Annotated in this window: 15 protein-coding genes and 1 tRNA gene; 9 read left to right on the forward strand and 7 right to left on the reverse strand. The window is 63.4% G+C overall.

Translation table 11 applies throughout. The annotated features are described in order from the left end of the window. Window positions 1-284 precede the first annotated feature (284 nt). A complete protein-coding gene (locus tag ACVIIW_RS05200) occupies window positions 285-1,211 on the forward strand; it encodes an alpha/beta hydrolase (protein ID WP_456705090.1) in 927 nt (308 codons plus the stop codon). 169 nt (window positions 1,212-1,380) lie between these two features. Beyond that, on the forward strand, window positions 1,381-2,616 hold the full coding sequence (locus tag ACVIIW_RS05205; RefSeq protein WP_456699762.1) for an ABC transporter substrate-binding protein: 1,236 nt from the start codon (window positions 1,381-1,383) through the stop codon (window positions 2,614-2,616). A gap of 219 nt (window positions 2,617-2,835) precedes the next feature. Here ACVIIW_RS05205 and ACVIIW_RS05210 read toward each other — a convergent pair whose 3' ends face one another. Next, the gene (locus tag ACVIIW_RS05210; RefSeq protein ID WP_456699763.1) at window positions 2,836-2,970 is read right to left on the reverse strand and encodes a hypothetical protein; all 135 of its coding nucleotides are present in this window, start codon (window positions 2,968-2,970) and stop codon (window positions 2,836-2,838) included. 107 nt (window positions 2,971-3,077) lie between these two features. Between ACVIIW_RS05210 and ACVIIW_RS05215 the strand changes: the two genes are divergently transcribed. Then, on the forward strand, window positions 3,078-4,169 hold the full coding sequence (locus ACVIIW_RS05215) for an enolase C-terminal domain-like protein (protein ID WP_456699764.1): 1,092 nt from the start codon (window positions 3,078-3,080) through the stop codon (window positions 4,167-4,169). 10 nt (window positions 4,170-4,179) lie between these two features. Here ACVIIW_RS05215 and ACVIIW_RS05220 read toward each other — a convergent pair whose 3' ends face one another. Further along, the gene (locus ACVIIW_RS05220; protein ID WP_456699765.1) at window positions 4,180-5,607 is read right to left on the reverse strand and encodes a sulfatase family protein; all 1,428 of its coding nucleotides are present in this window, start codon (window positions 5,605-5,607) and stop codon (window positions 4,180-4,182) included. Window positions 5,608-5,778: 171 nt separating this feature from the next. Here ACVIIW_RS05220 and ACVIIW_RS05225 point away from each other — a divergent pair, with 171 nt between their 5' ends. The 4 genes from ACVIIW_RS05225 to ACVIIW_RS05240 are packed head-to-tail and all read left to right on the forward strand — an operon-like array spanning window position 5,779 to window position 9,656. After that, complete coding sequence (locus tag ACVIIW_RS05225) at window positions 5,779-6,543, forward strand: FadR/GntR family transcriptional regulator (protein WP_456699766.1); 765 nt, start codon at window positions 5,779-5,781, stop codon at window positions 6,541-6,543. Window positions 6,544-6,570: 27 nt separating this feature from the next. Further along, on the forward strand, window positions 6,571-7,923 hold the full coding sequence (locus tag ACVIIW_RS05230; protein WP_456699767.1) for an ABC transporter substrate-binding protein: 1,353 nt from the start codon (window positions 6,571-6,573) through the stop codon (window positions 7,921-7,923). A 6-nt stretch (window positions 7,924-7,929) separates the two neighbouring features. After that, entirely contained in the window at window positions 7,930-8,832 is a 903-nt protein-coding gene (locus tag ACVIIW_RS05235; RefSeq protein WP_456699768.1) for a carbohydrate ABC transporter permease, read from the forward strand. Further along, on the forward strand, window positions 8,829-9,656 hold the full coding sequence (locus ACVIIW_RS05240) for a carbohydrate ABC transporter permease (protein WP_456699769.1): 828 nt from the start codon (window positions 8,829-8,831) through the stop codon (window positions 9,654-9,656). The genes ACVIIW_RS05235 and ACVIIW_RS05240 overlap by 4 nt, the downstream gene beginning before the upstream one ends. A 179-nt stretch (window positions 9,657-9,835) precedes the next feature. Here the strand turns inward: ACVIIW_RS05240 and ACVIIW_RS05245 are convergent, their stop codons facing one another. The 5 genes from ACVIIW_RS05245 to cpdR all read right to left on the reverse strand — a co-directional run bounded on the left by ACVIIW_RS05245 (window position 9,836) and on the right by cpdR (window position 11,676). Next, on the reverse strand, window positions 9,836-10,081 hold the full coding sequence (locus tag ACVIIW_RS05245; RefSeq protein ID WP_456699770.1) for a hypothetical protein: 246 nt from the start codon (window positions 10,079-10,081) through the stop codon (window positions 9,836-9,838). A gap of 156 nt (window positions 10,082-10,237) precedes the next feature. Beyond that, window positions 10,238-10,789 (reverse strand): DUF488 domain-containing protein, encoded by a 552-nt coding sequence (locus ACVIIW_RS05250; RefSeq protein ID WP_456699771.1) that lies wholly within the window; start codon window positions 10,787-10,789, stop codon window positions 10,238-10,240. Window positions 10,790-10,805: 16 nt separating this feature from the next. Further along, on the reverse strand, window positions 10,806-11,021 hold the full coding sequence (locus ACVIIW_RS05255) for a DUF2945 domain-containing protein (protein ID WP_456699772.1): 216 nt from the start codon (window positions 11,019-11,021) through the stop codon (window positions 10,806-10,808). Between the two features lie 144 nt (window positions 11,022-11,165). Further along, window positions 11,166-11,240: transfer RNA gene (locus tag ACVIIW_RS05260), tRNA-Val, on the reverse strand. Window positions 11,241-11,316: 76 nt separating this feature from the next. Next, entirely contained in the window at window positions 11,317-11,676 is a 360-nt protein-coding gene (gene cpdR / locus ACVIIW_RS05265) for a cell cycle two-component system response regulator CpdR (protein WP_007597092.1), read from the reverse strand. Between the two features lie 332 nt (window positions 11,677-12,008). Between cpdR and ACVIIW_RS05270 the strand changes: the two genes are divergently transcribed. Then, window positions 12,009-12,899: an N-formylglutamate amidohydrolase gene (locus ACVIIW_RS05270; RefSeq protein ID WP_456699773.1), complete on the forward strand. Its 891-nt coding sequence runs from the start codon at window positions 12,009-12,011 to the stop codon at window positions 12,897-12,899. 117 nt (window positions 12,900-13,016) lie between these two features. Continuing rightward, window positions 13,017-13,199, forward strand: coding sequence for a hypothetical protein (locus ACVIIW_RS05275; RefSeq protein WP_456699774.1), 183 nt, complete (start codon window positions 13,017-13,019; stop codon window positions 13,197-13,199). The last annotated feature ends 32 nt before the right edge of the window (window positions 13,200-13,231 follow it).

A 13,231-nucleotide genomic window follows, 5' to 3' on the forward strand; every position in this document is an offset into this window, starting at 1 on the left:
CGTCATCCCTGCGCAACTGCGAGATTGGCACGGCGGGATCGAATTTCGAGAGCCTGGGCAAGCCGAGCTGCACGATCGACCCCAATGCCTTCGGGCAGACGGACGGCAGCCGCGCCGACTGCACGTCCAGCCGCGGATTAAAACAAAGAACAGGCTCAGGGTGCCGTGAAAACGCCGCAAGACCAACCAACAAGAGAAACCAACAAAGTAGTAATGTGGCAAATTGAAAAGACCGGCCAAACCGGCCCGCCAATATGAATTGCGCCAGCCCCGGCAACCTCATGATGAAGAATTGTCTGGTATTTTTGCTTCTCCTGACCGTGACCGCGGCTTCTGCGCATGGCCTGTTGCCGGTGCGGCCACCGTCCGATCTTGTCCTGACAGGCCTCACCGATAGCGACACCACTGCCGGCGGAGTCGCGCGGCTGTGCGAGCAGGTCACCTTCGCGCGCGGCCTGCGCTATGGCGACAGCGAGGCCAATGTGCTCGACGTGGCGACCAGCGAGGCCACCAAGGCGGACACGCCGCGGCCGGTGCTGCTGTTCGTGGCGGGCGAAACGTTCACCGGCGACCGCGGCGCGCCGGAGCTGTCCCGCGACATCCAGGACGAGGCGATGTGCTTCGCCGCGCGCAACGGCATGATCGGGGTGCGCGTGAATTATCGCCTGGCCCCGGCGGCGACCTGGCCGATGGGCGCGACCGACGTGGCAGCGGCGCTGTCGTGGATCCACGGCAATATCGACCTGTTCAACGGCGATGCCCGCGAGATCGTCGCAGTCGGCTATGGCGCCGGCGCATTCCATGTCGCGAGCCTCTTGGCGCATCCCGAGTTGCAGGCCGACCGCGCCGATCTCGCTGCCGTGGTGCTGGTCTCCGGCATCTACCGCGCCGGTAAGGATGCCAGCGACAGCGAGAAAGCCTATTTCGGCGCTGACCCCGCTCAATATGACAAGCGCTCGGTATTTCCCGGTATTCTCAATGTCGAGGAGCCGATCTTGCTGGCCTGGGCCGCCAACGATCCCGCGCATCTCGTTGCACAAGGCGAGACGCTGAAGAAAACGCTCTGCGGCGCCGGCCACTGCCCGCGCACCACGCTGCTGCGCAGCCACGACGGCATCGCCGCGGCGTTCGGTTTGGACGGCTCCGGCGACAGCCTCGCGGAGCCGACGCTGCTGCTGGTGCATCAGTTGGAGGCGCGCGGGCTGCCGTAGCCGCGGCTCGGCCACGTGTCTCAGCATTTCCCGCGCCCCTCTCAAGCCCGTCAACACGTCTGCCGCTTCCTTTCAGGGTGCCACAGGATTGCCAAACGCTTGACGTAGATCAAGTTGCCTTGGTGCAGAACGAGCCGACTTCGTTGGGGCCAGCGACAAGGTGTCGAGCATGCGCGTCACCGGCAGACTGTTGTTCGTTTTGATCGCCGCGCTCGCTTCGCTGGGGGCGATGTCGCAGCAGCGTTCCGAGCAACCCAGCTCCGATCCCGGATCGGACAAGGACATCCGCATCGGCAACATCGTGCCCTATTCGGGGCCGCTCTCGGAGTTCGGCGCGATCGGCAAGGCGGAGGCCGCCTATTTCGACATGATCAACGATCGCGGCGGCATCAACGGCCGCAAGATCCGCTTCATCAGCCGCGACGACAATTCCGATCCCGCGACAGCGCTGCAGTTGACCCGCGATCTCGTCGAGAAGGACAACGTGCAGCTGATGTTCGGCTCATTCGGCACACCAGGCAATCTCGCCACGCGCTGGTACCTGAACGAGAGGAAGATCCCGCAGCTGTTCGTCGCCTCCGGCGACGAGGAGCTGAGCCAGGCCAGGGCGTTTCCCTGGACCATGGGTTGGCAACCGCCCTACCGGTCGGAGGGACGCATCTACGCCAATTACATCCAGGCCTATTATCCCCGGAAGAAGATCGTCGTTCTCTGGCAGAACGACCAGTTCGGCCGGATGCTCTACAAGGGCATCCAGGAGGGGCTCGGCGACCTGAACCGCCAGGTCCTGGTCGACGTCGCCTTCGACATCAACGACGAGCATCTCGAAGGGCACGTCTCGATCCTCAAGCGCGCGGATGCGGATATCTTCGTCTTTCTCGGTGTGCCCTCGACCGCGGCCAAGGTGATCCAGCTGGCGGCCTCGCTGCACTGGCACCCGGTGTTCATCGTCAACGACGCCTCCGCCTCGATCGCCAACGCGATGGCGCCCGCGGGCCTGGAGAATTCGGCCGGGGTGATCTCGGCGGCCTTCCTGAAGGACCCGAGCGATCCCGCCTGGAAGGACGATCCGGCCATGAAGGACTGGTTCGCCTTCATGGACAAGTTCTATCAGGTCGAGAGCGCGAACAGCAGCGCGGCACTGTACGGCTATGCCGCGGCCGAGGCCCTGACGCAGGTTCTGAAGCAATGCGGTGACGACTTCTCACGCGAGAACATCATGCGCCAGGCGGCTTCGCTGCGGAATTATCACCCATCGGTGGCGCTGCCCAACATCAGGATGAACACGTCGCCGGACAGCTATCTGCCGATCAAGCAGATGAGGCTGGTACAATTTGATGGGCGCTCGTGGCAGCCGTTCGGCGCGGTGATCGAGACGGCGTTCACGGAAGGGGCGGCAAGGTGAGGTGACTTATTTCACGATTGTATGCGGGCTTGCTCCGCCTCGCCCGCTTGTCGGAGAGGGCGATGCGCTCGCAGAGCGCGGCGGGTGAGGGTTCTCAGCACGGCGGGACATCATCCACTTTCCCGATGCGGAGGCACCCCCTCCCCAACCTTCCCCCGCAAGCGGGAGAGGGAGCGCACCTGGCCCTTGGCAACGTCCGGGTTCAATAGGAGCTCCCCCTCACGCCGGATTCGACGCCCGCGCGCTCTCCAGCAGCGAACGCACGCGCGCGGCAGCGCCTGATTTCACCACGGCGGGATCGAGATAAAGCTCGAGGCCCGGCGCGCGCTCGGTGATGACGCCGCTCCGCCGCATCGTTGAGCGCGTCCAACCCAATGATGATAAGTCGCGGCAGACGCCTTTTCGTTTCATGACGAATGTCTAAGATCGCTCATGAACCTGCATTCACACCGTGAGACCCCATGACCGAGACCATCCGTATCACGCGCTTCAAGGCGCGCCCCGTGATCGTGCCGATGAATTTGCCGCTGAAGACCTCGACCGGCGCGGTCGCGCAGGCGCCGCTGGTGCTGATCGACTGCGAGACCGACCAGGGCGCGGTGGGCCGTGCCTATCTGTTTGCGATCACGCCGTCGGCCCTGAAGCCGTTGACCGCGATGGTCGCGGAGATGTCGCAGCTCGTCGCCGGCGACGAGTTGCTGCCGTTCGAGATCGAGCGCAAGCTGACCCAGCGCTTCACGCTGCTCGGGCTTGCCGGGCTGCAACGGCTGGCGCAGTCCGGCATCGACATGGCGGCGTGGGATGCACTGGCACGTAGCAGAGCCCTGCCGCTGGCGCGGCTGCTCGGCGGCGCGCCGAAGCCGGTGAAGGCCTACAATTCGAAGGGGCTCGGCATCATGCCCGTTGGCGCCGCGGTGGAGGAAGCCCACAAGCTGCTGGCCGAAGGCTTCCACGCCGCCAAGATCCGCGTCGGCCGGCCCGATGCGCGGGAGGATCTCGCCGTGGTCCGCGCGGTGCGCAAGGCCGTCGGCGACGACGTGACGCTGATGTGCGACTACAATCAGGCGCTGACGATCACCGAAGCGATCCGCCGCGGCGAGATGCTCGACGACGAGGGGTTGAGCTGGATCGAGGAGCCGATCCGTCACGACGATTATGCGGGCTGCGCCCGCATCGCGGATGCGCTGCGCACGCCGGTCCAGATCGGCGAGAACTTTGACGGCGCCTTGGCGATGCAGGCCGCGCTCTCGGCCGAGGCCTGCGACTATGTGATGCCCGACGTGCAGCGCATCGGCGGCGTCACCGGTTGGCTGCGCGCCGCGTCACTGGCGCACGCCGCAGGCATCGAGATGTCGACGCATCTGTTCTCGGAAGTCAGCGCGCACCTGCTCTGCGTAACGCCGACGGCGCACTGGCTGGAATATGTCGACTGGGCCGATGCGGTGCTGGCGAGCCGGCTGAAGATCAAGGACGGCTATGCGCTGCCAAGCGAGGAGCCGGGGAATGGGATCGAATGGGATGAAGGGGCGGTGAGCAAGTATCTGGCGGGGTGATTGAAGCTGCTCACCGCGCCGCCGCATTCAGGTCCATCGTCTCCAACAGGCTATTCTGGCGCCAGTCGATGAAGGCATCCTTGAGGCGGTTGATCTCGCCGGCATGCTCGGGCATGCCCCAGAGATTGTGGCGCTCGAACGGATCGGTCGCGAGGTCGAACAGCTGCCCGTCCGCGGCGCCGTGAATGAACACGACCTTCCACCTGTCATCGCGCACCATCGTGATCAGCCTTGCGCCGGTCATGGCAACGTCGCCGGCCTGCTCGGAGAAAACGACATCGCGGCCGGTCCATGCCTCGCCCTTCAGGGCCGGCAGCAGGCTGCGAGCCTGGAGCGGCTTTGGATGCTCGGCGCCGGCAAGATCCAGGATGGTCGGCGCAAGATCGAACAGCTGGCACTTCCCGCGGATGCGGCGGCCGCCGGAGAGCAGGCTGGGCGACCAGAACAGCAGCGGGATGCGGGTTACGGGCTCGTACATCGACCATTTCTGGCTGAGACCGTGCTCACCGAGATTGTCGCCATGGTCCGACATGAAGACGACGACGCAATCATCGAGGTACCCCTTGTCCTCGAGCGTCTGGATCAGACGGCCGATCTGCTCGTCGATCATGGTGACGTTGGCATAATAATGCGCGCGAAGGCGGCGCATCTCTTCATGCGTGGGCTGAAGCTTCCATGACACCGCGTCGTGATCCACTTCAGTGTCGTGGCGGCGCTTCTCCTTGAGGTACGCCGGCAGGCCCTCGATCTCCGCGTCGGTCGGTTGCGGCACCGGAAGATCGTTGCGGGCGAGATAGTGCTCCAGATATTCCGGCAGCGGATCATAGGGCGGATGCGGCCCCGGCAGGCCGATCTGCATGAACAGCGCCGCCGGCTTGGGGCGCGTCTGCAGCCACCACATCGCGGTCTCAGCGACGAAGATGTCCGGGTGCAGCGACTTCGGCATCTCCCAGGTGAAGGCGCCCATGCGGTCGCCATAGTCGGGCAGGCTGCGATAGCCGGCGCGCGACGGTTTTGTCAGCTTGTGCGCCGCGAAGGCCTTGTCGAGCTCGTCGGCGAACCAGCGGCCCTCGAAGAAGCGATCCTTGTTCTCGACCACGAAGCGTTCGTGGAAGCCGGCCTTCGCGTCATAGGGGATGGTGTGCATCTTGCCGACATTGACGCTGTGATAGCCGGCTTCGCCCAGCTTGCTGACCCAGGTCTTCTGCCAGTGCTGGCCGTTCTTCAGCACGCCCGAGGCGTGCGGATAGAGCCCGGAGAACAGTGCCGCGCGCGAGGGCACGCAGCTCGGCGCGTTGATGAAGCAATTGTCGAAATAGACGCCCTCACGCACCAGGCGGTCGAGGTTCGGCGTCTTCATGTAGGGGTGGCCCGTCGCCGCGATCGTGTCGAAACGCTGCTGGTCGGTCATGACCAGGATGATGTGGGGCTTTGTCACGATGGCATTGTCCTGTGCGGCACTGCGTCAATAGGATATATGTCTGACATAATAATTCTTGTCAAACGAGGATGGATTTGATTATCTGCTTTCACCGGCGCAATTATGCGCCATTCTTCGCACGCAAGCGAAATAAATCAGACATTTCAATTCCACGAATCCAGGATCGCCGTGGCAAAATCTCCCAGCAAGGACAGCCCGCAATCGAGCGCCCAGGTCGCCCGTGAGGTGGCGCGGATGATCCTGACCGGGGTCTGGCGCGAAGGCACGACCTTGCCGCGCGAGATCGAGTTGGCGTCACGCTTCGATGTCAGCCGCGCCTCGATCCGCGAGGCGCTGTCGCTGCTCAAGGCCAAGGGCCTGATCGCCTCGAAACAGAAGGCCGGCACCCATGTGCGGGCGCGGTTCGACTGGAACATGCTCGACGAGGAGCTCTTGAACTGGACGCTGTCGGCGCTGCCGACGCAGGAATTCGCCAAGCAGATCCTCGAAGTACGCCGCATCGTGGAGCCGGAGGCCTGCGCCATCTGCGCGCTGCGCGGCACCGACGAAGACTTTGCGCGGATCGAGCGCGCCTATCGCGGCATGGATGCGGCCGGCATGGACCGCGTCGCCTATGCCGAGCCTGATTTGCAATTCCACCGCGGCATTCTCATTGCCACCGGCAATGATTTCCTGATCGCGTTCGGCGCGACGGTCGCGGCCGCACTGCGGATGTCATTCGACTTGTCGAGCACCAATCCCGGCGCGCCGCGGAAAAGCCTGCCCTATCACCGCGCCGTGCTCGACGAGATCTGGGCGCGCAATCCCGATGGTGCGCGCCAGGCGATGCACAAGCTGATGGACCTCACCGAAGGGAACATCATCACGGCCATGGCGCGCCAGAAGAAGAAGGACGCCGAGGACGAGAACGTCCGCACCAGACGGACGCGTTGAAGCCTAACATCAATGAGGGAGGTAAGGATGAAAAACGCATCGCGCGCGAGCTCGATCACCCGCCGCAAATTGCTGAAAGCGAGTGCCGCGGGCGCGGCGTTGGCCGCATTTCCGGCGCCGCTGATCGCCCAGACAAAACCGTTTGCCGGCGTCACGCTGCACGGCGCGTCGTTCCAGCACCGCTTCTTCACGCTGCTGCAAAAATACATACCCGAGTTCGAGGAGAAGACCGGCATGAAGGTCGACCTCCAGCTCTCGGCCCTGCCCGTCTACAACCAGCAGGCCAATCTCGAATTGTCGTCTGGCGGCTCGGCTTATGATTTCGTCAACGTCACCTTCACGCTGGCGACGCGCTGGATCGCCGCCGGTCTGCTCGCCAATCTCGACGAGTTCACGGGCGATGCCAACCTGACTGCGGCGGAGTGGAATCCGAAGGATTTCGTCGATGGCGCGCAGGTGCCCTATCGCGACGCCAAGGGCGCCACTTACGGCTATTCCTGGGAAGGCGGCGCCATGCTGATGGGCCTGTCGCGCATGGACCTGATGGAGAAGAAGGGGCTGAAGATCCCTAAAACCTTCGCCGAGCTGCAGCAGGTTTGCGCCGAGATCAACGGCACCGATGGGGTCAGCGGCCTGGTGTCGTGGTTCCTGCACAACTGGAATCTACCGCCCTACATCCAGGGCTTTGGCGGCAACATCTTCAAAAATCCGCCGGGCGATCCGATGCCGGCGCTGAATACGCCCGAGGCGATTCAGGGCGTCGAGTTCTATGCGAACCTCCTGAAGAGCGCGCCGAAAGGCGTGTTGACCTACACCGAGGACCAGGCCCGGCAGGCGATGCTGACCGGGCGCGCCAACATCTTCATCCATTCCAGCGCCTGGGTCACGCCGATCCTGCTCTCGGACGACAGCAAGGTGAAGGACACTTCGCGTGTGGTGCGCTCGCCCGCCGGCCCCGTGCACGATTATCCGGCCTCGAACAGCCAGGGCCTCGGCATTCCCAAGAACGCCAAGAACCAGAAGGCGGCGTGGGAATTCATCAAATGGGCGCTCGGCCCCGAGATCTCGATGAAGCTCGTGAAGGAGCACGGCCACTCCTCGATCTGCCGCCGCTCGATCATCACCAGCGATGAGTATCGCAAGCTCAACACGGTGAACGGCCAGGATCTCGGCGCGCTCTATCTCGAGGTTCTGGAACTGCCGGGCAAGGGCGAGAACTACATGGCTTATCGCACCACCAAGGAATTCCCTGTTGTCGGCGACGTCCTCAACAAGGCATTCGAGCAGGTCGCAACCGGCCAGCTGCCGGCCAAGGACGCCATGAACGCAGCGCAAGACCAGGCCATTGCCGCACTCCGCCGCGCCGGGGCGAAGCTTTGAGCGAGAGTGGAATTGACCGAGAGCGGAATTGACCTGGAGCGCCGAAGGTTCATCGCCTTCGCGCTCACCCCAAGCCTGATCGTGCTGTTCGCCGTCGCCGTGCTGCCGGCGATCTATCTCGTCGTGACCAGCCTGACGCCGTTCCAGCTGACGACGCCGGGCTCGGCCACCGATTTCAGCGAGCCGTTGCGTAACTATTCGCTGCTACCGGGCGATCCGCGCTTCGTCAACTCGCTGGCTGTGCAGGCCAAGCTCTCGGTCGCGAGCGTGCTGTTCCAGGTGCTGCTCGGCATGCTGCTGGCGCTGTTGTTGAACGTGCCGTCGCGTTTCGTCGAACTCGCCCGCACGTTCTTCTTAATCCCGATGGTGCTGCCGCCGATCGTGGTGGCGGTGATCTGGAAGCTGATCTACGCGCCCGACATCAGCCCGCTTTACTACGCGGCGCAGGCGCTGCATTTCACGCTGCCGGCACTGACGTCAAACGTCGATTTCGCGCTGACCTCGATCATCATCGCCGACACCTGGGAATGGTTGCCGTTCACCTTCCTGATGGTGCTGGCGGCGCTGCAAACCATTCCCGACGAATATTCGGAAGCTGCCCTCGTCGATGGCGCCAACAAGCTGCAGATCTTTTGGTACGTCACCCTGCCCTTCATCACGCCGATCCTGGTGATCTCAGGTATGTTCCGCCTGATCGACAGCGTGAAGGCGTTTCCGCTGATCTTCCTGCTCACTGGTGGCGGCCCGGGCACCGTCACTGAAGTCACCAATTATTACGCATACCTCCTCGCCTTCGACACCAACGAGATCGGCTATTCCAGCGCGGTCACCGTGGTGATGCTGCTGCTGGTCTGCGGCATCAGCCTTGGCGTGGTCTGGATGGGCCGCCGCCGCGAGGCACTGGCATGAACGAATCGTCCCTCCGCAAGGCCACGCCCGGCCGGCTGATCGCAATCACGGTCACGCTGCTGATCCTGCTGTCGCCGTTCCTGTGGCTATTGCAGATGAGCTTCAAGACCAACGACCAGATCCTGCAATTCCCGCCGCCGCTGATCTTCACGCCGACGCTGCAGAATTACATCGCGCTCTGGCACAGCGCGTTCTCGGCCTCCTTCGTCAACAGCCTGCTCAGCGCCTCGCTTTCGACCGCACTGGCGCTGCTGTTTGGCGTGCCTGCGGCCTACGCACTGTCGCGCTGGTCTGGCCGCGGCAAGCACGGGCTGTCCTTCGCCATCCTGGTGACCCGCATGGCGCCGCCGATCGCCTTCACGATTCCGTTCTTCCTGTTCTATCGCTGGATCGGCCTGCTCGACACCATCACCGGCCTCGTGCTGGTCTACACCAGCTTCAACCTGCCGCTGGTGATCTGGATGATGCAGCCGTTCTTCGACACGATTCCCGTCTCGCTGGAGGAAGCAGCCCTCGTCGACGGCGCGCGGACCCGCACGGTATTCACCAGAATCGTGTTGCCAATGGTGACGCCGGGGATCGCGGCGACCGCGATCCTGTGCTTCCTCTACGCCTGGAACGATTTCTTTTTCGCGCTGATCCTGACCCGCACCAATGCGCGCACCGCGCCGGTCGCCGTCGTCAACTTCATGAATTACGAGGGCTGGGAATGGGGCAAGATCGCCGCCGGCGGCTCGCTGGTGATGGCGCCGGTGCTGATCTTCTCGCTCGCGGTGCGCCGCTATCTCGTGTCCGGGCTGACGGCCGGCGCAGTCAAAGGCTGATGCTATGAGGCTGCAAAACAGCCCTTTTGCGGTCGTCAGCGAAGCTCCGTCATCCCCAGGTGCGAGTGGCGCAATGCAAAGCATTGCGCCGGGAGCCTCGAAGGATGCGCGGCCCGGATGCAGCCGGGCCGTCGCCCTTCGAGGGCCGCTGAAGAAGCAGGGTGACGGCAATAGTCCGGCTACCACGTCTCGGCGCCAGGGATCTTCCTGCGCACCGCCATGCGCTGGATCCAGATGCAGCGGCGGACGGATCTGTTGGAGCGGCCGACGGCGGATATGCCCTCGCCGGCCTGAAGCAGCGGCGTCACGGTCTCGCGCAGCGCACGGCAGCGCTGCAGTTCGGCCTGCCAATCGATGATCGCCGCATCAGCGCGCGTTGCCGTCAGCACCAGCACCGCGAGGACAAGACAGATCGGCCGCGTCATCCGCATTCCCTTCCCCGTGAAATGCACCACATTTGAAGCATCGTCCATATCATAGCGCGATGTAACCGACACGGACGGGCTCACCCCCCACACGTCTATTTCGATCATTTCATTTTCGAACCAGGAGCGGAAGCAGGCAATGCTGGCGACATCTCATCAGGGAGCGCCTGACTGCTCCTGCGCGGGATAATCGAGCCGGCCGTCAGGAAGGACGTGCGCAGCTGAATTCATCGTGGCCTCGTCGACCTGTCCGGGACCGAGAATGTGAAACACCGTCTCGCCGGCGGCGAGCAGGTAGTCGGCGATGATCCGCCGGTGACAGCGCCACCACAAGGTCTCCGCACACATGATGGCGCAGCGCCGCGTCTGCGCCAGCTCGCGCAAATGCACGAGGCCCTCGTGAAAGGCCGCGCCCATGGCGTGGTCGGCGTAATTGTGAAAGCTGTCGTTCTGCCAGAACGCGTTGGTCTCGCGCGGCACCTCGCGCGTGCGGCTGCGCAGGCCGCCGAGCGAGGCAATGTGCTCGTAGCCGATCGCAAATGCCGCCAGCGTTTGCGGCAGCGTCTCGCGATCATATTGCGGATTGGTGCGCGAGCGCGGCACGGTGCGGACATCGGCGACGAAGCTGACGGAGCAGCCTTGCAGGAGCGCGACGAAGTCCTCGATCGAACGTGTGGCGTGGCCGATCGTGAAGAAGGGGTGAGCCATGGCAGGCCTCGTCGGCTCAGCTCTCGAGCCGCCGCAACGCCTTGCCTTTGTGCAGGGCGACGTGATCGGTCTTGTCGCTCTTGATCTCGTATTGCGGATCGTCCGCTGTCGCGTGGTGGGTGTGGCCCTTGTAGTCGACGTCGCTGGTGTGGACGCGCAGGATATGGCCGCGGACGCGGCCGGCCTCGGAATTCCAGCTGACGTGATCGCCGCGGTGAAAGGACTTGGGCATGGGGGAACAATGCCGGATGGGCGTGGCGCGTTCCAGGGAGATCGGCGCGAGACGCACCAGTCCGTCTACGCTCTGCGAGCTTCGCCGGACACGCTTCGCCGTCATCGGGCGTGGCTGCGCCACGCGAAGCCTTTTGGCGAAGCGTGGTGGGCACGACAGGGATCGAACCTGTGACCCCTACCATGTCAAGGTAGTGCTCTCCCGCTGAGCTACGTGCCCTAATAGTCCACTTGCGTCGGGTCGGGGTCCCTATAACGGCTCAGGGGAGCGTGCGCAAGGACGGAACGCGGCCGATTTAGGCCGCCAGCATCTTGTTCACTTCGCTCACCAATTCGCGCAGGTGAACGGGCTTGGACAGCACCTTGGCGTTCTTGGGGGCGTCTGAATCCGAGTTCAGGGCGACCGCCGCGAAGCCGGTGATGAACATGATCTTGATATCGGGATCCAGTTCCGAGGCCCGGCGGGCAAGCTCGATGCCGTCCATCTCCGGCATCACGATGTCGGTGAGCAGCATCTCGAACGGCTCTTCCCGCAAGCGCTGATAGGCAGCCATGCCGTTGTCATGGGACGAAACCTGAAAACCGGCGTTTTCCAGCGCCTTGACCAGGAAACGGCGCATGTCGTTGTCGTCTTCGGCGAGCAGGATTTTTGGCATGGCAGGAACGTCGAATCCCCAGAGGACAGGCAGAGGTCACTAAGCCCGACAGAGGGTAAATTTGGGGTGAAAATCTTAACCCTGTGACGGCTCACGCTGCGAGGGATGTTGTGAACCGGAATGGGGTGCGAATCAATCGAGCCGCAAGGGCGTGTCCCCGCCTCCCTGCCCACACGGTTAAGACATGTTCCAGAGCGGACTCACGCTTTTTCGCTTGGCAGAATGGTTGCGATTCCGGACAATGAGGACACATAAGAGCCGCTCGACCGGCCGAATCATTCGATCTGGGTCCATGTCGGATCGTGCGGCGTGAAGGGACGAAGCCTGAGAAGATGACACGATTTGACGGCGACATGTCGCCAGCCTTCGACATCGTGGAGCCCGCCGTGTGGCGCGCGCCTGTTATCTTCAACTCGCCCCATTCCGGCTCGACCTACCCGGACGAATTCCTCAACGCTTCGCGGATCGACCTGCCGCAATTGCGGCGGTCGGAGGATTCCTTCATGGACGAGCTGATCGGCCATCTCAGCGCGCGCGGTTTTCCGACCGTGCGGGTCAACTTTCCCCGCTCCTATGTCGACGTCAACAGAGAGCCCTATGAGCTCGATCCCCGGATGTTCACCGGTCGCCTGCCGAGCTTTGCCAATACCCGGTCGATGCGGGTCGCGGGCGGATTAGGCACCATTCCGCGCGTGGTCGGCGACGGCCAGGAGATCTATCGCGACCGCATCCTGGTCGACGACGCGCTGGCGCGGATCGAGACCCTGTACAAGCCCTATCATCGCGCGCTGCGCCGGCTGATCAACAAGGTGCACCAGATGTTCGGCACCGTGGTGCTGGTCGACTGCCATTCGATGCCGTCGGTCGGGGTCAGCAGGGACGAGCCGCGCCGGCCCGACATCGTGATCGGCGACCGCTACGGCACGAGCTGTGTACCGTTGCTGCCCGACAGGATCGAGGAGACCATGACCGGGCTCGGCTATTCGATCGGCCGCAACAAGCCTTATGCGGGCGGCTTCATCACCGAGCATTACGGCAATCCGGCGAGCGGCCTGCATGCGGTACAGCTCGAGCTCAACCGCGCCATCTATATGGATGAGCGTCGCCGCGAACGCGGTCCGCGCTTTGCGCAGGTGGCGAGCGACTTCGGCGTGCTCGCCGATGTGCTGGCGACCACGATCCCGTTCGGCGACCTCGGCCCATTCCAGGCCGCGGCCGAATAGACGCGCCTCCTTCTCGAACGAGCGCGCTCTCTGCGAGAAGCGCGAATGCGTTTTCGTTTCGCACGCGAACGCGCGTGAAACTGAAAACGGAGATCGCAGAAAAAAGGGCCGCTTCTAATGAAGAAGCGGCCCAAGTCTAGGGAGGAAACGCCCAAGGAGGGCAGCGGTAACGCCAAGCGCTACCGCACCGCAACAATATGCGGCCGCGCCGCACAAAGCGCAAGGGTTTTTGAGCGGTTTCCCATGCAAAAAGCACATGGCTCAATTGCTTTTAGCGAAATCCAGATTCAGTTTCTTTGATAAGCAAATTCAATGGGTTGATTATCATTTGC

The sequence above is a fragment of the Bradyrhizobium sp. USDA 4449 genome, from assembly GCF_054056275.1.